Below are 22,331 nucleotides of genomic sequence, written 5' to 3'. Positions count from 1 at the left end.
CGCCGGCTGAAACGGCGATTTGTGCTCGACAGGAGACTCTAAATGCAATCATTGACCCGACGCATGGCGCTGAAACTGTTTGCCCTGGGTACCACTTTTTTTGGTCTGAAAAAATCAAAGAATTTGGCCGCAGCAGAGACAGGCAGCGACGCCCCCGTGATCGGCCGCTGGAAAAAAACACATGACCGGGTCTGGCTGGGAGAAGAGTTCTGGGCCAATCCAATGGAAGACTGGCGGATTGTGGACGGAGCCGCAGAGTGTATGTCGACCGGCGGCAGTCGCAATATTCAACTGCTGACGTACCAGCTGACAAATCCCAAAGCACCGTTCACCATGTCTGTCCACGCCAGTCAGGTCGAGGTCAAACAGCAGGATGGCGGCGTCGGTTTTCGTATCGGTGTGAAAAGTGATATTAACGAATACCGCAGCAACTGTTTTGCGAAGAGCGGGATCAAAGCCGGTATCCTGAATGGCAAACTGATCCTGGGGAATAAGGAACAGAAACTCAAGCAGCCGGTCAATCTGAAAGACTGCGTCTTGACCGTGGTCGGTAAACCCGAAGGTGAAAAGTATTCGCTGACACTGATGGTCAGCGGTTCCGAATCGGATAAGCCACTGGATACGATTTCGCATACATTCCCGCTGCAGGCTGTGCTGGGAAATGTGGCGGTGGTCAGCAATTTCGATCCCCGCTTCAAACGGATGATTGGCGCCCGCTATCGCTTCAGCGACTGGTCGGTTTCCGGAGATGCCTTCACGGTCAGCCCCGAACACAAATTTGGACCGATCCTCTGGTCCATGTATACGTTGAGCGACTCCCGCGGGGACGAGGGTTTCGTGATGAAGATCAGCGCCCTGACCGGACCGCTGGGTGAGAAGGACAACAAAGATGTCGAGCTGCTGATTCAACAGGACGGTAGCTGGAAGTCCCTGGGAACAGCGCCGCTGGATACCGATGCGTGGACGGCCACCTTCCGAATTGCCAACTGGAATGAAAAAGAAGCCACGCCATTCAAACTGGTTTATAAAGAACAGCATACAGACGGTTCCGAAACGGTTGCTGAACGGACCGGTATTATTCGCTCCAATCCGTCCGGACGTCCGCTCAAGCTGGGAGCGTTGACCTGTCAGAAGGATTACGGCTTTCCCTATGAACCGGTGGCAAACAATCTGCTCAAAGTCGATCCCGATCTGCTGTACTTTTCCGGTGACCAGTTATACGAAGATCATGGCGGTTTCGGTCTGATCCGTGATCCCGCTGAACCTGCGATCCTGAACTACCTGCGCAAATTCTACATGCACGGCATGGCCTTCGGAGAAGCGATGCGGGACCGGCCCACGGTCTGCATTCCCGACGACCACGATGTGTTCCAGGGGAACATCTGGGGCGAAGGGGGCATGAAGATGAAAGAGGGAACGACATCTTCTAACGGTGGTTATCGCGAACCGGCACGGATGGTTAACGTGGTTCACAAGACCTGTGCCGGACATCATCCCGATTATTATGATCCGACTCCCTGTTTGCAGGGCATCAGCGTTTACTACGGCGATATGGTGTATGGGGACGTCGGCTTCGCCATTCTGGGAGACCGCCAGTTCAAGAGCGGCCCCGAACACGTGGATTCCGGCAGCGGCCGAGCCGACCATGTCACCGATGCCAACTTTGATACATCGAAACTGGATAAACCGGGTCTCGAACTGCTGGGCGATCGTCAGGAAAAATTCCTGGAGCACTGGTGCGATGACTGGCGGGGACACAAGCTCAAAGTCCTGTTGAGCCAGACCGTGTTTGCCGGGGTTGCGACCCACCATGGTGGTTATAATGGCTACCTCAAAGCCGATCTGGACAGTGGCAGTTGGCCTCAAACCGCCCGTAATCGAGCTGTAAAGATTATCCGTAAAGGGATGCCATTACACATCAATGGGGATCAACACCTGACAACGCTCTCTCAATATGGCGCCGATGAGCAGCGCGACGGCTGCTGGTCGTTCTGTACGCCTGCAATCTCAGCCGGCTACCCCCGCTGGTGGCGTCCAGATGAAGTCGGGATGGAGCACGAGAACCGCCCGAAACACGATCTCCCCAACACGGGAGAATACATCGACGGATTCGGCAACAAGGTGTATGTCTATGCGGTTGGGAATCCGGAACCAGCCTCAGAGAAAAACCGCTACGACCTGGCACACCAGAAAGGGAGCGGTTTCGGGCTGGTGTTGATAGACCCCAAAGCAAAAACCTACGAGATCCATTCCTATCGCTTCCTGGTGGATGCGACCGACGGGAAAGCCTCTAACGAATTTCCCGGCTGGCCCGTTACGCTTCACCAGAAAGAAAACGGAGGTGAAACCAGACTCATCAGCTGAGAGACATTTATCGTCAATACATCTAACATACTCCCACCCGCCGGTTTATGGAGACAGTACCATGTTGAGGAACGTTTGCGTCTGTGTACTTTGTGTGTTGACTTTCAGTTCGCTTCTAGAGGCCCAGACGCGCGAGGAAAAAGTGCGTCGGGACCGGGAGAAAGTCGAAGCCTCCGGATACTGGATCTATAACGATCTGGAGCGGGGATTCGAAAAGGCGCGGCAGACAAAGCAACCCATGCTGGTTGTCCTGCGCTGCATCCCCTGTGAGGAGTGCGTCAAACTGGATGAAGAGCTGATGGAGAAGGACCCGCAGTTGAAGCCGCTGATGGATCAGTTTGTGCGGGTGCGGCAGATCTCTACCAACGGTCTGGACCTGTCACTGTTTCAATACGACTACGATCAGTCGTTTGCCGTGTTTCTGTTGAACGCCGACCGTACGATTTACGGCCGGTTCGGCACTCGCTCGCATCACACACTCTGGTCTGAAGATGTATCGATTGCAGGTCTGGCTAAAGCGATGCAGGGGGCACTTGATCTGCATGCGAATTATGACCAGGTCAAAGATTCCCTGACTGCCAAACAGGGACCGAAGCCTGACGTACCTTCGCCAGAGCATTATCCGCTGCTGGAGGGGCGCTACCGTTCTCAGATCAATCAGAAAAAAGAAGTCGTCAAAAGCTGTATCCACTGCCACCAGGTGGGAGACGCCCAGCGGGATTTCTATTTAAGTCAGAATAAAACACTGCCCGAGCGGATTCTGTTCCAGTACCCGCATCCGAAAATCCTGGGACTGATTCTGGATCCCACTGAGAAGGCTACCGTCAAGGAAGTCAAACCGGATTCCATCGCCGCGAAAGCGGGATTTCAAGGTGGTGATGAGTTACTGACACTGGCTGGTCAACCATTGTTGTCGATTGCTGATATCCAATGGGTCCTGCACCGGGCAGAGAGCCAGGACCAGTTGACTGCGCAGATTGATCGCAACGGCAAAAAACAGCAGCTGACGCTCACGTTACCGACCGGCTGGAAGCGGGCCGATGATTTATCGTGGCGGGTGAGCAGCTGGCCCATGCGGCGGATGGTACTTGGTGGTGCGGTGCTGGAGGAAACGACGCCTGAAGAGAGAACCGTAGCGGGACTGCCTGCAAAGGCGCCGATGGCACTGCGGATTCGGGGACTGGGCAAATATGGTCTGCATGGCACCGCCAGGAAAAGGGGATTCCAGGTGGGTGATATCATCACTGGCTTTGACGGTCAAACCAATCTGGCCCGCGAGACTGATCTACTGGCCTATGGGATCAATGCCCATCAACCAGGAGAGACGGTGAGTGTCACTGTCTTCCGGGGCGGGAAACAGCTTGAGCTGAGTCTGCCCCGTCAGAAGTGAAAACCTCTACTTAACGCCAGGTGAGTGTTTTGCTCTGGTGATTCCAGGGGTGTTGATCGTCGGAAGTCCGCGTCGTGAGGGTGATTCCTTCAGGGCTCAGTTTCGCGACAGTCCACCCGGTTGTAGACTGTTTGGGATTCGCAACATAGGAAGTCGCCGGGGTGTTGATGATATGAATTCCTTTGTGCTCGGCATTACCACGATCGTGAATGTGTCCGTGAATGTAAGCCTTGACCTGCTTGCGAGGTGCCAGGATTTCCCAGAGTTCGACCGAATCGGTTAAGCCACCCGGGAAGTGATTGGGATCGCCTCCCAGTCGGGGGTTATGGTGCGTCATGATGATGGCCGGCTGATCGGCGTGGGCATCGAGTGCGTTCGCCAGCCAGGATCGCTGTTCTGCCCCCAGGGTTCCCTGCGTGACCATCGTTTTGTGCAGCGAATCGAGCAGGAAGAAGTTCGCGTATTGGGTCTGTACGACGGAGATATGCTTCGATTTGACCGGCGGCGTTTCCGGTTGTTCTTCCTGCATGACAGTGTAAAACACATCCCGTTCGTCATGATTACCCAGAGTCAGGTGTGTGTCGATTTTCGCTTCCCGCAGGGGCCGAATCAGTTTTGCAAAATGGCGATAGTCACCGGGCTGACCATCCCGCAGTGCCAGGTCACCGTTGATGAGGACGCAGGCCGGTTTCTGTTCGAGGCTCACCAGTTCGCTCACGACTTTGCGGAGGTGACTGGGTACGGGAGAATTTTCCGGATGCTTTTCGCCGATATGAGTGTCGTTGAGCAGGTAGATGATGTCTGACTGCTGTGCGTCTTTGGCAAAGGCACCAGCAGAACAGGTGAGGAAACCGGCTCCGAGCGTAAACAGGAACTGACGACGGTTCTGGGCGGGCAGATGCACGGGCATGGGAAATACTCCCTGATAGATCGAGTTTAAAGGCAGGAATTGATCGGTAGAATTTTATCTTACTCGACCTCCAGACCAGACGAAACCGTTACCTGAATTAATTTTGTGTGACTGGTTTCTGATGTTGTTCCAGAAAATGCAGAGTTTCCCGCCCCATCCGCTCACAGATCCCCAATGCTTCTGAAAAGGGAATGTTGAGTCGCTCAACCCGGTCCGGCGTCATGAAAATCACATTCCCGGACCAGGGATCGGGTGAACCTGGCAGGAAGATGGAGACCAGTGAACCTTCCGTACGTTCGGCTTCAAAAGCAATGCGGGTGACGTCGTCAAAGCGGACCAGAACCGGGATTAATTCCGGCTTGTTATGTTCGCCTCCGATACTCCCTTTGAGCTGTTCCCGGTAGATGGCATAACGGGGAAAGAGGATAATCAGATTCTTTTCCATGAACCTGGAGAGTCGTCTCCCGATGGACCAGCGGGCAATCATCCCCGCTAAGAAACACATCAGCACGACGATCGCAATCGACAATGCAAACAAGAGTGCGACGCCAGCCTTGTCGCTGGTGTCGATGTAACTGGAATTGGACAGTACCTTGGCGACCGCCAGGACAATAGGAGCAATCTCCCCCACCAGTATTCCGATGACGATCAGGGGCAACAGAAAGATCAGTCCCCCAATGGCGGTGGTTTTCAGAAAGCCAAAACTTTTTTTAACGTGGGTGACATGCTGTTCCATGAAAAGGATCTCGTCTCTGCAGATTCAGCGGTGTAAATCAGACTGTGGAATGTTTAATAGTCTACTCGCGGGGTTGCGTCTATGGTGAGAGCGTTTTGGCAAGTGCATCCCGACGTTGCTGGAGTGCCTGATATTTTTCCGGCTGTGTGTTGATCAGGTTCTCTTTTTCATAGGGATCCGCTTTGAGGTCGAACAGAAATTCTGCCCCCCGGGCGTCCTCGAGATATTTCCAGTCCCCCTGCCGAACCGCGGTCCAGCGGCCCCGATCCAGTTCTTTATGGGGACCCAGTTGCCAGTAGAATTCCCGGGGGCCGACCGGCTTTTGTTTCGTGATCAGACTTGATAGATCGCGACCATCCAGGGTCAGGTCGCTGGTATCCGCATCCGCAAACTGGCAGATCGTGGGAAAGAGATCGAGTGCCCAGGTGACTTCACTGGTTTCGGATCCGGCTTTGATCTTGCCGGGCCAGCGCATGAGACAGGGAACCCGGATGCCCCCTTCAAACAGAGTGGCTTTGCCCCCCCTGAATGGTTGATTGCTGCCGCCATAGACGTAATCGCCGCCGTGATCGGTCATGAAGATCACCAGCGTATTTTTATCCAGTCCGTTATTCTTAAGTGTCGACATCACGCGACCGATCCCATCATCGAGGGCCACGGTCATGGCGGCGAACTCACGGCGGACCTTGTCTTTGATGAAGGAAACGCGTTTCAGATCAGCCCCCCGCGCCTGCATGATGTTCACAGGCTCCTGATCTTTGGGGGACCAGCCTTTGCCAAAATGCGGTGCGTTGTAAGCCAGGAACAGAAAGAATGGCTTCTCTGCCGACCGCTGGTCTTTCAGAAAATGTTCTGCTTCTTCGGTAATCAGGTCCGTAGCGTAACCGTTCTCGGTCACATGCTGGCGGTTGTGGTACCAGTCGGGAATGTTTCCGTAAGTCATCGTGAAGTAATCGATACAACCGCCGGTATGGCCGCGGAACAAGTCAAACCCATGAGAGACCGGCAGGAAAGACTCTGTACCATGTCCCAGATGCCATTTGCCGAGCAGGGCCGTCTGGTATCCATTCCGCTGCAGAACTTCCGCGATCGTGGTTTCCCCCGGCTGAATCCCCCGATTCTGATCAACCTGGCTCATAAACATCAGAGCCCCCAGGAGCTGATCCTGAGAACGACTCGGATTGCGGCCTGTCAGCAGCCCAAAACGGGAAGGAGTGCAAATCGCGGAGGCGGAATAGTATTGCCGGAAGAGCAGTCCCTCTTTCGCGAGCTGATCGATGTTCGGCGTGGGAATCTCACTGCCATAACAGCCGACATCGTGTATGCCCTGATCGTCAGTAAAAATGATCAGAAAATTTGGCCGCTCCGCCGCGGAGAGATTCGCCGCAGAGAGATTTGCCAGTAAAGAAATCAGAAACAGAAAGCAGATGAGGTGCCAGCGCAGGAGGTGTTGAAACATCTTCTTCTTACCAATGTGAGTTGTGTTAATCAGCGAAACAGGGACGGGAACCATCCCTGTACGAACCACTCACCATTGTATAGAAAAGCCGGGCTCAGGCAATAATGTCCTGCACGACCTTGCCCCCTTCGGTACCGGTCAGACGGAATTCCCGTTCGCCCTGTTTGAAGGTGAGCTTATCGTGCTGCAGGCCTAACTGATGCAGAATGGTTGCGTGCAGATCGCGGAAATGTATTTTGCCTTCGATGGCCCGGGCTCCGGTCGGATCGGTTTTCCCGTAAGCGAGCCCCCGCTTGATGCCTCCACCTGCCATCCAGAAGGTAAAGCCGCGTGCGTTATGTCCGGTCCCGTCTTTTTTGTCTGCCGGTACCAGGCCGGGGCGACCAAATTCGCCCCCCCAGACGACCAGGGTTTCTTCCAGCAGGCCACGCTGTTCCAGATCTTCCAGTAACGCGGCAATCGGAGCATCCGTTGATTCACAGTTCGCTGTCAGATCGGCCCGGTGGTTTTTATGCTGATCCCAGCTGCCGTGGTTGACTTCGATAAAGCGGACGCCAGCCTCGGCAAAGCGCCGGGCCAGCAGACATTGACGACCGAAGTCCGAATTCCCACAGGCGCCTACCACCTGGCCCTGACCAACGCGGTACCGTTCCAGTGTGGATTTCGTCTCGGTACTGAGATCGAGCAGTTCGGGAGCTGCGACCTGCATCCGGAAGCCCAGTTCCATAGACTGGATCACTGCATCCAGACGGGAATCATCGGGGCGGCGGGTGGCGTGTTCGCGGTTCATCGCCTGTACGAAATCGAGCTGCCGGCGTTTGACATTCACAGGGAGGTGATCGCTGGCGATGTTATGGATCGTCGCTTTTGACATGTTCGAAGTATTCAGGCCAATCGGCGTCCCCTCATACACGGGAGGCAGAAAGGCACTCGAATATACTGATGGTTTGCGGGGATGCAGGCTAATGAAACCGGGGATATTCTGATTCTCGGTTCCCAGTCCGTAGACAACCCAGGATCCCAGACTGGGGCGGGGACGCAACCGGTCACCGGTATGCAGTTGCAGGAATGACTGTGCGTGATTCGTAATATCCGCATACATCCCATTGAGCACACAGAGTTTATCGGCGTGTTTCGCAGTTTCCGGCAGGAGCTCTGAAATCCAGAGACCGCTTTCACCGCGTTGTTTGAATTTAAAAACCGAGCCGGCATGCTTTTTCTTACCGGTCTGCGGTTTGTAATCGAATGTGTCGAGCTGCGCTGGACCGCCACTCATACAGAGAAAGATGACCCGTTTGGCCCGGGCCGGCAACTGGGGAGGCCGGGCGTTGAGACTGGCGGCGGTCGAGTTACTGGCAGCGAAGGAATTCTGCCCGCAGAGTGCGGACATGGCCAGATAGCCAAAACCGCAGGAGGCGGATTGTAACATTTCGCGGCGCGAGATTCCGAGCATGGCAGGATTCCTTGTGTCGTATTCTTCTCTCGATGTGTATTTTATCTTCTCAGTAATCAGTCAACGTAGCGGAATTCGTTCGTGTTGAGCAGCGCCTGACAGAGAGTGGCCCAGACTGCGACACGCCGCAGATCCGCTTGTGAAATCTCTGACTCCAGAGCCTGGTCGACGTCTTCAAGTAACTTCAGAGCCCGCTGCAATTCAGATGATTCCGGTGAGCGATTCAAGGCCCGCCGATAAACCAGGTGCACCCGGTCGGTATCATTCAGCTCAGGATCTGCGAGCACGTCTTTGGCAAACGAGTCTGCCTGTTCCACCAGAAACGGGCTGTTGAGCAGAAACAGGCTCTGTGTCGGCAATGTGGTTTCATTTCGCTTGCCCACCGGTTTCGTCGAATCGGGCAGGTCAAAGGCAGAAAGCTCCGGCGGTTCCGAATGACGCAGCATACAGAGGTAGATGCTGCGATGATTATGGGGCAGATGCAGATTGCCAGCTTTATTTACCAGCTCATCCACATTCGCAATCGCAGACCCCAGTCCGGGTTCCCGATTGAGTTGTCCACTGACAGCCAGGATGCTGTCACGGAGTGATTCCGCATCCAGGCGTCGACGATTGTGCCGACAGAGGAGGCGATTCTCCGGATCAGTGTCCAGAATCTGTTCGTCACAGAAACTGCTGAGCTGATAGGTATGGCTGAGCACGATCTCGCGGATCAGCTGTTTGATCGACCAGCCTTCCGTACGGAAGCGGATGGCCAGATGATCGAGAAGCTGCGGGTGCGTGGGGCGTTCGCCATAGACACCAAAATCATCAGGAGTGCGAACCAGTGCCTGACCAAACAGATGCAACCAGATGCGGTTGACCATCACACGTGAGGTCTGAGGATGATCGGCTGAAGTGAGCCACTGTGCCAGTTGCAGGCGACCGCTGGATTTGTCGGTCAGCTCAGGTGTCTGTTCCATTTGACATGCTGAGAGGAACCCGCGGGGGACTTTAGGGCCCAGTTTCTTCGATTCCCCTTTGATATTGACTTTACAGTCGACAATTTTTTTCTTTTCACGGACGCCCATCGCCAGGGGTGTGCCAGCCGGATAGACTTTTTGCGGTTTCTTTTTCCGGGAGAGTGTTCGCTCATCAACGTTCGGCTTTGCACCACTGTCGGGTGGTGCCACATAGTGGCCTTTCGCCTTCAGGACATGCAGGGGTGTTTCGGGTGCGGTTAAGGGCTGATTGGCAGCATAGCCCCACATGGTTTCCGTACTGAGAAAAATTCCCGCCAGTGCGTAATAGTCGCTGGTAGGGATCGGATCGTGCTTGTGATCATGACAGCGGGCACAGGCGACGCTGAGCCCCATCACGCCGGTACCTATGACGTTGATCTGATCATTCACAACGTCCATATCAAAGTTGACGTTCATCGCCTTGGCTGGTTTGGCACCGATGGCCAGAAAGCCGGTCGCGATCAAGAGCCGATCCCGTTCAGCAGGCGTCTTAGCCGTCAGCAGGTCGCCGGCGATCTGTTCTGTCAGAAAGCGATCATAGGGAACGTCATCGTTCAAAGCCTGGACGACATAGTCCCGATAGCGCCAGGCATGGGGGAAGGTCGGATTACGTCCCAGACCGTCATTGCCGTTGGATTCACCATAGCGGGCTACATCGAGCCAGTGCCGTCCCCAGCGTTCGCCGAAGTGGGGCGAAGCGAGCAGTTCGTCAACCAGACGAATAACCGCCTGCTGCTGATGCTGCTCGTAATCATTCAGGAAGGCTTCGACCTGTTCTGCTGTCGGTGGGAGGCCGATCAGATCAAAATAGAGACGACGGACCAGATGCACGGGGGAGGCATCATGAGCAGGTTTCAGTTTTGCCTGTTCGATCCGCGCGAGTACGAACCGGTCCAGAGGATCAAAACACCAGTTCGGCTGATTCACTGCCGGTGGTGCCGGGTTCGTGATCGATTGAAAGGACCAGAGCTCCGGGTTGGCGGCCGCAGATTCCACGTCCGGTTTTTTCGCGATCAGTGGGTGGTCGATGCGGGGATCCGGTACCCCCATTTTAACCCATTGGATGAAGTCCTGAATCACTGCCTCAGACAGTGGTTCATCAGGGGGCATTTCGAGACCGTCGTAGCGGAGTGCCTGAATCAACAGACTCTCATTCGGGCGCCCTTCGACAAACGCGGGACCTGATTCGCCCCCGACCCGCATACCGTCACGGGAATCCATTCGCAGTTTTCCGCCCAGTTCTTCTGATTTCGAGGAATGGCAGGAATAACATTTTTTGACCAGAACGGGCCGAATCTTGTTCTCAAAGAAAGCCCGCTCTTTGGGATTCATCCGACTGGAAGGTTTATTCGCACTCCAGGCAGGAGTCGCAGGGTAGAAAGCGACCACAAAAATCCAGCAGACGGCAGATACCAGGGTGAGCAACTTACGCATGGCCGACAAATTCTTATCAGGTGGGAGTAGTCGTACGCGTTCAGGCAAGATTTAGTGAACAAGCTTAGATCATACTTTGTTGATGCGTTTAAGTCAACAACCTTAACTATGATTCGGCGTGCTGGAGCGTCGTGCTCACAAAAACCCAGGTAGGATAACTGATCGTTACAGTCAGTCTGATTGATGTGACTGGTGGTTCTGCTACGATGGTCGTCTAAAGTACTGTGAAATATGAATCTTGAGAATCAGCAGAGAGTGTACACCGTGCAGCATGAATATGACGTGATCATTGTGGGTGGGGGCGGTAGCGGACTGGCAGCCGCGGCGCGGGCACTGGAATTCGGGGCCCGGGTACTCGTGCTGGAGAAGCAGCCCCAACTCGGTGGGACCACGGGTATGGCCATTGGTTCGTTTACCGGGAATGGAACGAGCATGCAACGTGCCGCGGGGATCAACGACAATCCCGATGATCACGAAACCGACGCCGGCCTGTTCGCGGCACCTGAAATCGAAGCACACAATCATTCTGATCTGCGACGATTTTTTCTGGGAGAGACTGCAGAGACCCTGGAGTGGCTCCGCGGCATGGGGCTGCATTTTCACGGGCCAAATCCCGAGCCCCCCAACCGTGTCCCACGAATGCACAACATCGTCCCCAATGCGAAAGCGTACATCGCAGCCTTCCAGGCGCAGATTCTCAAGCAGAAGGGAACGATTGTCTGTGACGCTCCGGTAGTCGAACTGATCAGAGAAGCAGGACGGGTGACGGGAGTCGTCGCGGAAATTCAGGGCGAACGGCAAACGATCCGGGCGCAACGGGGAGTCGTCCTGGCGGCGGGTGACTATGCGAATGCGCCGGAGATTATCGTGCGGTTTAAGGGAGACCGGTTCCGTTCGATTGAAGGAGTGAATCCCAAAGCGTGCGGTGACGGTCACCTGCTGGCAGAACAGACCGGTGCGCAGCTGTTGAACATGGACATCACCTATGGCCCGGAACTGCGTTTTGTGCCGCCCCCCGGTGATCCGTTTGAACAACTGCTGCCGACCAGTGGTTTGCTGGCGCAACTGATGGGACGGCTGGTCCCTTATCTGCCTCAGTTTCTGATCAACTGGAGGATTAAACGACTGCTGTTGACCTGGCAGCACCCCGAAAACTCGCTGTTTGATGATGGGGCGATTCTAATCAATTCCGCAGGCCGGCGATTCTGTAATGAGACCGTCTCTCCCGAGCGGGAGATCGCGATTTCCGAACAGACTGACAAAGCGGCTTACATTCTATTAGACGAACGGATCGCGGGTCACTACAGCCAATGGCCGCATTTTATTTCGACCGCACCGAAAATTGCGTATGCCTATGTGGAAGATTATCTGAAGTTGCGCCCCGATGTGAGTGCAGCCGCAAATTCACTGGAGGTACTCGCGGCACAACGCCAGTTGAATCCCACTCACTTACAGGAAACCGTCGCCCAGTTTAACGTGTACGCATCAGGCCAGCAGGCAGATCCGTTTGGACGAACCGGGGATTCAAAACCGCTGGCGGGAAATCGCTGGGTGCTGCTGGGACCGGCGAAAGCGTACTTCACCACGACGGAAGGGGGCGTGGCGATCAACCAGGGACTGCAGGCGCTGGATGAAAGCGGCGATCCGATTCCCGGCCTGTACGCGATTGGCTGCAATGGTCTGGGGGGCCAAGTGCTCTGGGGACACGGACTACATATCGCCTGGGCACTCACCAGCGGTCGCCTGGTGGGGGAAGCATTGGGAAAAAGCATAAATCAGTGACCGTCGCTTCCCGTATGCCTGCTGACAAACACTCATCCGGTCACTGGTTTTCGTTTCACGTCATACATATCAAACTCGTCTGAGTGCCAGAATTTTTCCAGCCCGATCTGATCGTACACATCGATTTCCGATTCATACAGAGGGTAGAGTCCTTTCAGATGAATCGTGCGATCGGGTAGTTCGAATGTCGCTTCATCCTGATTCAGAAACGAAGGGGCGAATACGAGGTAGGCACTCATCTCACTTTCTTCTGAGATCGGATCGTCAATCTCAAAAATGTCACCATAGGAAAAGCGTTTTTGATTGAAGAACGCGGAGGCGAAAAAGCCGGCAGCAAATCCCCAGCTTTTGTCATTCGTATCCAGTGAGACGATCAGTTCCGGCTTTGATCCCTCTTCCCAGTCCGGATGAGAGGACTGTGAGAGACCACAGGTCACCGCGGTCAGGGTGCCCTCTTCGGGCAGGTGTTCAAAGTAGATGACTTTGATTTCAGGCTGGTTGTCATTCGCCCGCACTTCCACGATCGCATCAATCTCCCCAAAGCGTTCTTCCAACGCCTTGAGCCAGTTTGTTTCGAATGTGTCCACTAAATCAGATGTCCTTGAAAAGCACGAAAATAAGGAAGGAGTTGAAGTTTCTTCAACTGGTCGGGTTATCCGATCCAGGAATGACCTGGGTCAGATCTTTACCGAGAATCGACGGACACCAGTAGCGCTCGATATGTTCGATAATCATTTCGGTGCCGCGGGTGTGACTGACGTAGGGTTTGTCGCGGGGATCGTAGAGCGCATCGGTCAGGTCGCGACAGAGGACCACGTTCTTATTTAAGTATCGCAGCTGGCGAATCCCAAACGGGCGTCCCAGCACGCACATGTTGGTATGCACGCCCATCAGTACGATGTTCTTCCGCTGTTCCTGTTCCAGGAAGTTATAGATCTCCTGTCCATTCGCGCTGATGACATCGTAGCCAATAATTTTAAGAGCCGGATGCTCGTGGCGATCGTGATTCGGCTGGTAGGTCGGGAAGGGATCGTCACAGCCCCGGATTGGTCCATCCGTACGTTTCACCGTGTCGTCCACTGGGAGGGGGGCTTCTTTTTCCGGATTGAGGTAACACCAGCCCTGAATCTTGACTGGCGGCTTGGCTGGCTTCGCTTCTTTGATGCGTTTGCGGTAGGGAGTGTCTTCGTAGAGCTGAATGCCGCCACTGGGAGCATGAATGATCGCGACGCCCCGATCGCGGGCTTTCGAAATCACCTCGTTCATCCGGGGTGCCATCCGGCCGACCCGATGTGCGGCCAGCTTGCAGGGATGATCAGCCCACATGTCGCAGATAATGATTGCGGTTTCGGAGGCATTCCATTCAGCCATTTCCATCACCGGCGGGGCTGATGCTTCCTTGCCCCGTTTTCTCAACTCGACGGAGAGCACGCCCGGCACCGGTGGAATCTGACGGGACGTTGCTGCTGACTCCGCTGCCAGCAGAGAAGCCAGGGAAGGGGCCAGCGTGCCCGCCATTGCGCCCTGCAGCAGTGATTGAACAAACTGACGTCGAGATCGGTGATCTGAATGCAACATAATGTCTCCTGCCTCTGTCCAGAGAAAAAGGGAATGCTCTCATTGTGGAGTGAGCTTGCGCACAATTCAATTCGAATTCGTTTATAAATTCCCCAAGGGACGTCAATCTGGCTGGAGACAGGCTTTTTTTTGCTCTGCCGGTCACTCATAATAGAATCAGAATAGAGAAGATTCTCCCGACCTCTGCTACAACTTCAGGATTAGAGACTATGCGTAATCATCCCGGATGGCTGCTGCTGATCGCCGCCCTTCTACTGACGCCATCATTTGTGAATGCGGCAGAAAAAAAAGATGTTTCATCACAGCCATTGGTTTTGCAGGACGGAGACCGGATTGTCTTCATCGGCAACACCTTCGCGGATCAGTTAAGGCTCTACAACTACCTGGAAACGCTGCTCACTTCCCACGCACCGGTTGACAAACTCAGCTTTCGCAACCTGGCCTGGTCGGGTGATACCCTGACGCTGCAGCCCCGGCCGCTCAACTTCGGTTCGCTGGACGATCACCTGCAGGAAGAGAAAGCGGATGTGATCATTGCCTGCTTCGGCATGAATGAATCATTTGCCGGTCCGAGCGGCGTGAAAGCATATCGTGAACACTGGGAACAGTTTCTGAAACATCTCCAGTCTCAGAAGTACAACGGCAAAACGCCACCACGGGTCGCGATCCTGTCTCCGATTGCCCATGAAAACATGGGCGCACCGTTGCCCGATCCGGTAAAACATAACCAGAGCCTGGCAGAATATACCCGTGTCATGCAGACGGTCGCCTCAGAGCATCAACTGCCTTTTGTCGACCTGTATTCTGCGACACAGAAACTGATGGAAGAGAACCCCTCCCAGAAACTGACACACAACGGGATCCATCTGAATGAATACGGGTACTGGGCTGTGAGCCAGCTGACTGCAGAGCAGCTGCTGGGCAAAGAGGTCAACAGTCCTCAAGTGCTAGTCGATCGACAGGCTGAAACCATTGAGGCGACTAATGCGGATGTCACGCAACAGAAGTTTCTGGCTGACAAAATTCAGTTCACCATCAAACCCCGCACGCTGCCGGTTCCGGCACCGCCCGCTGGATCGATCGCCCACAGCGAACTGCTGGCGGCACAACCCCGCCTGACGGTGAAGCACTTACCCGAGGGAAATTATCGACTGGTCATAGACGGGACTGTGATTCTGACCGGCAGCGCCAGTGACTGGGACCGGGGGCTGGTGTTAGTGAAACTCCCTTCTCAAATTCAGGTCGCTGACCTGCGCTCTATCATCAACCGAAAAAATGAGCTGTTCTTTTATGTTTATCGCGCTCATAACGCGGAATATATCTTTGGGCGCCGCACCAAACCGTTCGGTGCCGTCTCCTTTCCGCCAGAAATGGAAACATTCGGAAAACTGATTGCAGCGCGAGAAAAGACCATCCAGGAGGAGGCACAACCTCTTCAGGCAGCGGAATGTGAACTGATCCGGGTCGACTGACACTGCGCTGGATCAGAACGATCAGACAACGATCTTTACTCTATGAACGATACTTTTACTTCCCGATAGATCAGAGTGACTCATGCGAAACTTCATTTCACAGGCGCGTTCCTGCCTGGTACTGTTTTTGACTTCGATTCTGCTTGTATCTGCACAAACGGGTTTTGCTGCAGAAGAGAAACCGGAGCAGCCTCACGTGGTCTTTGTGGTGGGGACGACCCATTATTCTCCCCAGAAGACGCTGCCTGCTTTCGCCAAACGGCTGGAACAGTATGGATTTAAAACCACCGTGGTGCTGCCCGATGGCGATCCGGAGCGGAGCCAGAAAGGTTTGCCCGGTCTGGAAGCATTGGACGACGCAGACCTGGCGGTTTTCTACATGCGATTTCTGCAACTGCCTCCACGCCAGTTCGCACACATTCAGAAGTATATCGAATCAGGAAAGCCGGTCGTTGGACTGCGCACGAGTACGCATGCCTTTGATTATGAGAAAGGACACCCCCTGGCTGAATGGAACCAGGGTTTCGGGAAACGCGTGCTTGGCTCTGAATACTTCTTCCACCTCTCGGGTGAGACAGTGGTGGAACATGTGCTGGAGCATCGCAACCATGAAATCCTGAATGGAGTTGCCGCTAAATTCCTGGATCCGGGCGTGCTCTATAAAGCGAACATTCCCGCCGACGCGACTCCGCTTTTGACGGGAACCGGGAAGTCGAAACGTAAGGGAATCTTCAAGAACCAGTTCGGCACCTACGAACTGAACGGCGGCGAAATGAGTTGGCCAGTGGCCTGGACGTGGAAGAACGAGTGGGGCAGCCGGGTCTTTACGACCACGCTGGGACATGAAAATTCATTCGGGCTGGATGCCTATAACCGTCTGCTGATCAACGCCATCCACTGGGGGCTGGAGAAACCGGTGGGGACGACTCCCGAACGTCTGGCAGTCGCGAATTCGGCTCCGAACCTGAAGAGGCCGTTCGAACTGACGCAGGACCATTCTCCCGAAACGGAACGGAAGACCTTTGAAACACTTCCAGGTTATGAAGTCAATCTGTTCGCGGCTGAGCCGATGCTGGTCAATCCGATTCACATGACCTGGGATCCGCAGGGGCGGTTATGGGTCATCTGTTCTACCTCGTATCCGCAGGTTTCACCGGGTGAGAAGCCGAACGATCAGATTGTGATTCTGGAAGATACGGACAACGATGGTCAGGCTGATAAATCGACGGTCTTCGCGGATGGGCTCTATGTACCAACGGGTCTCGAACTGGGGGATGGAGGCGTCTACGTGGCTAATGCCCCCGACCTCCTGTTTCTGAAGGATACGAACGGCGACGGGAAAGCCGACCATCGCGAAGTGGTGCTCACCGGGTTTGCAACGGAGGACAACCACCATTCAATCAGTGCCTGGCGGTGGGGGCCGGGTGGCTGGCTCTATTTTCAGGAGGGGACCTTCATGCATTCGCAGGTGGAGACCCCCTATGGTACGGTACGCCTGGAAAACGGGGGCGTGTTCCAGTTCCAGCCCCGCACCCTGAAATTGAATGTCTTCGCTGACTATCGGGCCTCGAACCCCTGGGGACACATGTTCGACGACTGGGGGCAGTCTTTCGTGATTGATAACCCGCGGCTCTACTTCAGTGCACCGCTAACCGCAAACAGTCGTGCCAAGCTGGGCTATGAGGCGAGCGGCCAGGGAACGAAACAGTGTGGCGGCGAATTCGTGGCCAGTCGACATTTCCCTCCGGAAGTCCAGGGAGAGATCTGGACTAACCAGTACAAAACCCATGCGGTAGCCCGTTATGAAGTGACTGACGACGGGGCCGGCTATTCCATCAAGAGCCTCGACCCGCTGATCCAGTCGAGCAGTTCCTACTTCCGCCCTGTCGATCTGAAGATGGGACCGGACGGAGCTGCCTATGTGCTGGACTGGTACAACCCGCTGATCGGCCATATGCAGCACAGCTTTCGTGATGAACGGCGCGATACGACACACGGTCGAGTCTGGCGCGTGACTTATAAAGGACGCCCGCTGGTCGAACGCCCCCAACTGGTGGGAGTGCCGTTGCAGGATGTGGTCAACCATCTCCGTGATCCGGAAAGCTATACCCGGCAGCAGGTAAGACGCGTGCTCTACGATGCCGACCAGCAGCAGGCGAAACAGGCCCTCGATGAATGGCTGCTCACGCTGGCCCCCGAGGAACCAAACTATGATCATCACCGCCTGGAAGCACTCTGGTGCTATCAGACCATTGGTGTCGTGAATGAGAAACTGCTGCGCGAGGTACTGGAAGCTAAAGATCCGCGGGCTCGGGCGGCTGCCTTACGGGTGCTGCGCTACTGGTACCCAGAGGTGAAGAACCCCCTGGAACTACTGGAGACGGCGATCCACGATCCACATCCCCGTGTGCGGCTGGAGGCGGTGCTGACGGCTGGTTTTATTCCCGATCCGCGTTCGGTCACGATTGCGGTCAAAGCCATCGATGCGCCGATGGATCGCTACCTGGAACACGCACTGAAGCTGACCATCGACGGTCTGCAGGAACACTGGGTCAAAGCCCAGCAGGAAGGCAAAGTAAAGTTTGAGAAGCCGGCGCATAAAAACTATGCGCTGGCAAACCTGCTCTCGAATGAATCGATTGATGTGATTATTGACCTGTTAAATGCAGGCAGTATTGATGCGAATCTGTTAGCAGGCCCGGCTCAGGTGGTGGCAGAAAAAGCGAATGCCAATCAGTTGGAACCACTTGTGTTGAGCCTGGTCGAAGTGACCCGTGAATATAAAACACAGGGTGGCAAAGGGATATCTCCCGAGGCACTGAGCATTCTGCTGGATGCCATGGATCGGGCGGCCCGGGAACGGGGGGTTGTCCCCCAGGGAAATATCGGTTCGATGGTCAGTCGCTCCGCCGTCGTGCCCGGATTACCGGTTCAGAAATCCGTGGCCCGACTGATCGGTTCCTGGAAACTGACACGGGAAGGGAAACGACTGCAGCGGGAAATCAATGCCGCAGACACCGATCCGGAAGTCAAACAGCTGGCGGCAGAGTCACTGGGCTTGCTGGGCGATCCAGCTTCGCTCAAGTTTCTGAACGGACTGATCCAATCAAAGAAACCGGTAGATCAGCGTCTGCTGGGTATCTATGGCCTGGCGGCACACGATCTGAAACAGGCAGCTGAACGGACCCCGGAGGTTCTCACACATGATCCGGAAGGGGCTGACCCGGGCTGGTTCTTAACGGCATTCACCAAACGCAAAGGGGGAGCCGGGATCCTGGCGGAACAGCTGAAATCAGCGAAGCTGAACCCCGCGATGGCGTCCCGGATTCGCCAGCACCTGATAGAAACGGGGGAAACCAACCAGGCGTTGATCGACGCCTTTGGAGGTGGGGTGATGCAGGATTCCCTGGAAGCACAGCTGCTGAAAGAAAACGTACTCGACCTGGCTGCTGAAGCAAGAGAGCAGGGAGATGCGGCCCGAGGAGAGCAGATCTTCCGCCGGACCGAACTGGCGTGCATGAAGTGCCACAGTATTTCGAATGCAGGCCCGGTACTGGGACCAGACCTGGCGGCCATTGGATCGAGTTCCCCGCCGGATTACATTGTCGATTCCTTCCTGCGACCTTCCAAGGTGATCAAGGAATTCTACGAGAGCATGATGGTCGTTACCGATGAAGGCCGCGTGATCAATGGAATTCTGGTGGTGAAGGATGATTCCAAGGTCGTGCTCAAAGATGCTGCTCATCAGGGGAAACAGGTGACGATTCCGGCAGAGCAGATTGAGTTCACGAAGAAGCTGCCTTCGCTGATGCCCCAGGGACTGGCCAGCAAGCTGAAAAGCCGACAGGAATTTCTGGACCTGGTTAAGTTCGTCACCGAGCTGGGGCGCCCCGGTCCTTACGCAACCAGTGCGGCCCAGGTGGTGCGACGCTGGCGTCTGCGAGGTGTGGATACTTCGTTAACAGGCAACGAGGCGACACAGATCAAATCGCTGGCTAATTCGGGAACAGCTGCCTACAGCATGGTGAATGGAACTCTGCCGGCAAACGACCTGAATCTGCAGAAACCAATCACACAGGCGATGGCCCTGGTGGATGTGACTCAAGCGGGGAACGTACAGCTGAAGCTGAACTCCACCACAGGGCTGAAGATATGGCTGAATGAAACGCCGGTCTCCGTTTCCGAAACGACTACGCTGGTCCTGCCTTCCGGGCGGAGTCAGATCATTTTTGAGGTCGATCGCAGTCTGCGGGGCGACGTGGGCCTGCGAGCGGAGTTTGTGAATTCGGATCAGCAGCCCCTGGGCCGCTTCAAAGTGGTCGGCGGTCCCTGAGGCAGAGTTCCTGCTTGAAATCAGTCCTGCTCTGATGTGGTCCGTTTGATCCAGGCGCCGCATAACCGGGGCCAGTGGGAGACCGGATTGTCAGAAGGACGCATACCGTATCCGTGGCCCCCTTTGGCAAAGAGATGCAGCTCGGCATCGACTTTGGCGTCTTTCAGATCGCGGGTGTAGTTGAATGCGCTGTCGACCAGGCGCCGGTCGTCCAGAGTCTGGACGATGAAGGCAGGCGGAGTCTGGGCGGTGACTTTGATTTCCGAGGCCGACTTCCGTTTGTCATCATCCTGGTAGATGTAAGCCGGGTAGATGAGGACTGTGAAATCGGGACGGCAGCTGAGCTTGTCGGCATCGTCGATCGGTTTGTAGTTGCGTTTCTGATAGTTGGTCGACAGGTTCGCTGCCAGGTGCCCGCCGGCTGAGAAACCGAGTACGCCGATCTGATGCGGGTTAATGCCCCACTCTTTGGCTTTACTGCGGACAATTCCAAACGCGCGCTGGGCGTCTTTCAGGGCCTGCTCACGCTGATTGCCGGGAACGGTGTATTTGACGATCACAGCGTGAATGCCAATAGAATTGAGCCATTCTGCGATTTCGGTTCCTTCCAGGTCGTACGCCAGCACGTTGTAGCCGCCCCCCGGAAAGATGACGACTGCAGGCGCGTTGGGTTTCGCCTTTTTCGATTTATAGAATTCAATCGCCGGGCGATTCACTTTGGTGATGCGGATAATTTTGTTGTATGTGACTTCGTCATCGCTCTTTTCCAGCAGCGGACGGTCAGGCCAGACGGCGAGCTGCTCATCCGGTTTGGGAGTTTCAATCGGTGCTGCTGCAAGCGTGAGCAGTAAAAACAGTGCCAGATAGACGGATTTCATAGGGTTATTCTCCAGTGCTTGATTCAATCATAAATGTTCTGACATAATTATTCTGAATGGGATCTCAATCTTAACGTCAGCGTCGATCTGGTTGTAGTCAGAGGCAAAACCCTAATGAGGCGTCACACATTTCTAAATCTTATTTACCAAAATCGCACAACACATGTTGATAGGCTGATATGTGCCGGGTAACATCGAAGGAATGACCTCACCGCGATCCGGCCCGGCTCGGATTGCACGTTGCCTCACCCGAAACTGGGAAACTATCAGCATGTATCGATTCTTGCTCTGTGTCGTGCTTGTTTTCGGCCTCTCTACATTGGCTGCCGCTGGTGAATCAGATTCACAAAAAAATCTGGAATGGAAGGCGGGGGCGGCTTCCGCAAAGATCACCCCAGCAAAACCATTGAAGATGGCAGGCTATGCCGGTCGTAAGGAACCCGCAGAAGGAACCGAACAGGACCTGTATGCCAAGGCGCTGGCCGTTGAAGATCAACAGGGAAACCGGGTGGTCTTTCTGACGCTCGACCTGATTGGAGTCATCGATCGTCTCAGAAGTGATGTCACCAGTCAGGTTCAGGAGAAATACAAGGTGCCTCCAGAAGCGGTGCTGATGAACGCTTCGCACACTCACTGTGGCCCGGCTTACGGCCGCGACGATGCCCAGGAATATTACGATCAACTGGCAACCACGCTGGTCAAGACGATTGGCCTGGCAATCGAAAATCTGGAGCCGGCGCAACTCAGCTGGTCTGCAGCGCGCTGCTCAGTCGCCATGAACCGCCGTACGCCGACTGCGACGGGATATCGCAATCATCCCAATCCCAATGGCCGCGTCGATCACCAGGTGCCCGTTTTAAGAGTGGATGATCCCCAGGGAAATCTGAAAGCGGTGATGTTCGGCTATGCCTGTCACAACACAACAATGGGCTTCCGCAAGTGGCTGGGTGACTACGCCGGCTTCGCTCAGGAATACTTTGAGAAAGATCATCCGGGTGTTACCGCACTGTTCATGATGGGGTGCGGCGGCGATCAGAATCCCTATCCACGGAGTGAACTGCATTACGCTCATAAGCATGGGCGTTCGCTGGCAACAGCTATAGAAGCGGCCCTGGAAGTCAACCAGAGGAGTCTGCTGCACCAGCACAAGCTGCATGGACCGCTCAAAGTTGCTTATGGCACTGTGGAACTGGAGTACCTGCCTGAAAAGAAACGGGAGCCTTGGGATTACCCGGTGCAGGTGATTCAGTTTGGCAATGATCTGACGATGGTCGCTCTCGGAACGGAAGTCGTCGTCGATTACGCACTTCGCATCAAACAGGAACTGTATGAAGAGGATGGTCCTGCGATCTGGGTCGCCGGCTATTCGAATGTCTATTCGGGGTATATTCCCAGTAAGCGTGTCCTGCTGGAAGGGGGCTACGAAGCGAGTCGTCCCTATAAACCGGATGTGGAAGAGCGAATCATTGGAAAAGTTCTCGAACTGAATGAGAGCCTGAATACCAAAGGGTCGAAGTAGACCTGTTCTAATCCGGAGAAAC

General features: G+C 54.9%; 14 protein-coding genes. 6 read left to right on the top strand and 8 right to left on the bottom strand.

Annotated features, from left to right (window positions below; genetic code table 11):
• The first annotated feature begins 42 nt into the window (after positions 1–42).
• Both Enr10x_RS24945 and Enr10x_RS24940 read left to right on the top strand, forming a co-directional pair.
• On the top strand, positions 43–2,364 hold the full coding sequence (locus Enr10x_RS24945) for an alkaline phosphatase D family protein (protein WP_145451725.1): 2,322 nt from the start codon (positions 43–45) through the stop codon (positions 2,362–2,364).
• Between the two features lie 61 nt (positions 2,365–2,425).
• Positions 2,426–3,754, top strand: a complete 1,329-nt coding sequence (locus tag Enr10x_RS24940; protein ID WP_145451724.1) for a Trx7/PDZ domain-containing (seleno)protein — start codon at positions 2,426–2,428, stop codon at positions 3,752–3,754.
• A 10-nt stretch (positions 3,755–3,764) separates the two neighbouring features.
• Here the strand turns inward: Enr10x_RS24940 and Enr10x_RS24935 are convergent, their stop codons facing one another.
• From Enr10x_RS24935 to Enr10x_RS24915, 5 genes are all read right to left on the bottom strand, one after another.
• Complete coding sequence (locus tag Enr10x_RS24935; RefSeq protein WP_145451723.1) at positions 3,765–4,664, bottom strand: metallophosphoesterase family protein; 900 nt, start codon at positions 4,662–4,664, stop codon at positions 3,765–3,767.
• Positions 4,665–4,761: 97 nt separating this feature from the next.
• Positions 4,762–5,400, bottom strand: coding sequence for a DUF502 domain-containing protein (locus Enr10x_RS24930; protein WP_145451722.1), 639 nt, complete (start codon positions 5,398–5,400; stop codon positions 4,762–4,764).
• A gap of 79 nt (positions 5,401–5,479) precedes the next feature.
• Entirely contained in the window at positions 5,480–6,859 is a 1,380-nt protein-coding gene (locus Enr10x_RS24925; RefSeq protein WP_197997353.1) for a sulfatase family protein, read from the bottom strand.
• 94 nt (positions 6,860–6,953) lie between these two features.
• Complete coding sequence (locus Enr10x_RS24920; RefSeq protein ID WP_145451720.1) at positions 6,954–8,312, bottom strand: DUF1501 domain-containing protein; 1,359 nt, start codon at positions 8,310–8,312, stop codon at positions 6,954–6,956.
• 56 nt (positions 8,313–8,368) lie between these two features.
• The gene (locus Enr10x_RS24915; RefSeq protein ID WP_145114025.1) at positions 8,369–10,747 is read right to left on the bottom strand and encodes a PSD1 and planctomycete cytochrome C domain-containing protein; all 2,379 of its coding nucleotides are present in this window, start codon (positions 10,745–10,747) and stop codon (positions 8,369–8,371) included.
• Between the two features lie 264 nt (positions 10,748–11,011).
• Between Enr10x_RS24915 and Enr10x_RS24910 the strand changes: the two genes are divergently transcribed.
• A complete protein-coding gene (locus tag Enr10x_RS24910; protein ID WP_197997352.1) occupies positions 11,012–12,529 on the top strand; it encodes an FAD-dependent oxidoreductase in 1,518 nt (505 codons plus the stop codon).
• Positions 12,530–12,561: 32 nt separating this feature from the next.
• On the opposite strand, the gene Enr10x_RS24905 is transcribed toward Enr10x_RS24910, so the two are convergent.
• Both Enr10x_RS24905 and Enr10x_RS24900 read right to left on the bottom strand, forming a co-directional pair.
• The gene (locus Enr10x_RS24905; RefSeq protein WP_197996224.1) at positions 12,562–13,116 is read right to left on the bottom strand and encodes a suppressor of fused domain protein; all 555 of its coding nucleotides are present in this window, start codon (positions 13,114–13,116) and stop codon (positions 12,562–12,564) included.
• Between the two features lie 52 nt (positions 13,117–13,168).
• Complete coding sequence (locus Enr10x_RS24900; RefSeq protein ID WP_145114031.1) at positions 13,169–14,107, bottom strand: cysteine hydrolase family protein; 939 nt, start codon at positions 14,105–14,107, stop codon at positions 13,169–13,171.
• A gap of 209 nt (positions 14,108–14,316) precedes the next feature.
• On the opposite strand from Enr10x_RS24900, the gene Enr10x_RS24895 reads away from it, so the two are divergent.
• Both Enr10x_RS24895 and Enr10x_RS24890 read left to right on the top strand, forming a co-directional pair.
• A complete protein-coding gene (locus Enr10x_RS24895) occupies positions 14,317–15,579 on the top strand; it encodes an SGNH/GDSL hydrolase family protein (RefSeq protein ID WP_145114033.1) in 1,263 nt (420 codons plus the stop codon).
• A gap of 82 nt (positions 15,580–15,661) precedes the next feature.
• On the top strand, positions 15,662–19,912 hold the full coding sequence (locus Enr10x_RS24890) for a PVC-type heme-binding CxxCH protein (RefSeq protein ID WP_145114035.1): 4,251 nt from the start codon (positions 15,662–15,664) through the stop codon (positions 19,910–19,912).
• A gap of 20 nt (positions 19,913–19,932) precedes the next feature.
• Here the strand turns inward: Enr10x_RS24890 and Enr10x_RS24885 are convergent, their stop codons facing one another.
• Positions 19,933–20,790: an alpha/beta hydrolase gene (locus tag Enr10x_RS24885; protein WP_232093127.1), complete on the bottom strand. Its 858-nt coding sequence runs from the start codon at positions 20,788–20,790 to the stop codon at positions 19,933–19,935.
• 271 nt (positions 20,791–21,061) lie between these two features.
• Between Enr10x_RS24885 and Enr10x_RS24880 the strand changes: the two genes are divergently transcribed.
• The gene (locus tag Enr10x_RS24880; RefSeq protein ID WP_145451718.1) at positions 21,062–22,309 is read left to right on the top strand and encodes a neutral/alkaline non-lysosomal ceramidase N-terminal domain-containing protein; all 1,248 of its coding nucleotides are present in this window, start codon (positions 21,062–21,064) and stop codon (positions 22,307–22,309) included.
• Positions 22,310–22,331 lie beyond the last annotated feature (22 nt).

It is taken from the genome of Gimesia panareensis, from assembly GCF_007748155.1.
In the GTDB taxonomy this organism is placed as follows: domain Bacteria; phylum Planctomycetota; class Planctomycetia; order Planctomycetales; family Planctomycetaceae; genus Gimesia; species Gimesia panareensis.
The sequence above is the reverse complement of the archived record's forward strand: the minus strand, read 5'-3'. Positions and strand labels throughout refer to the sequence as shown.

Coding starts and splice junctions, on each gene's coding strand:
- Enr10x_RS24945 (WP_145451725.1), top strand. CDS start 43: ATGCAATCATTGACCCGACGCATGGCGCTGAAACTGTTTGCCCTGGGT.
- Enr10x_RS24940 (WP_145451724.1), top strand. CDS start 2,426: ATGTTGAGGAACGTTTGCGTCTGTGTACTTTGTGTGTTGACTTTCAGT.
- Enr10x_RS24935 (WP_145451723.1), bottom strand. CDS start 4,664: ATGCCCGTGCATCTGCCCGCCCAGAACCGTCGTCAGTTCCTGTTTACG.
- Enr10x_RS24930 (WP_145451722.1), bottom strand. CDS start 5,400: ATGGAACAGCATGTCACCCACGTTAAAAAAAGTTTTGGCTTTCTGAAA.
- Enr10x_RS24925 (WP_197997353.1), bottom strand. CDS start 6,859: ATGTTTCAACACCTCCTGCGCTGGCACCTCATCTGCTTTCTGTTTCTG.
- Enr10x_RS24920 (WP_145451720.1), bottom strand. CDS start 8,312: ATGCTCGGAATCTCGCGCCGCGAAATGTTACAATCCGCCTCCTGCGGT.
- Enr10x_RS24915 (WP_145114025.1), bottom strand. CDS start 10,747: ATGCGTAAGTTGCTCACCCTGGTATCTGCCGTCTGCTGGATTTTTGTG.
- Enr10x_RS24900 (WP_145114031.1), bottom strand. CDS start 14,107: ATGTTGCATTCAGATCACCGATCTCGACGTCAGTTTGTTCAATCACTG.
- Enr10x_RS24895 (WP_145114033.1), top strand. CDS start 14,317: ATGCGTAATCATCCCGGATGGCTGCTGCTGATCGCCGCCCTTCTACTG.
- Enr10x_RS24890 (WP_145114035.1), top strand. CDS start 15,662: ATGCGAAACTTCATTTCACAGGCGCGTTCCTGCCTGGTACTGTTTTTG.
- Enr10x_RS24885 (WP_232093127.1), bottom strand. CDS start 20,790: ATGAAATCCGTCTATCTGGCACTGTTTTTACTGCTCACGCTTGCAGCA.
- Enr10x_RS24880 (WP_145451718.1), top strand. CDS start 21,062: ATGTATCGATTCTTGCTCTGTGTCGTGCTTGTTTTCGGCCTCTCTACA.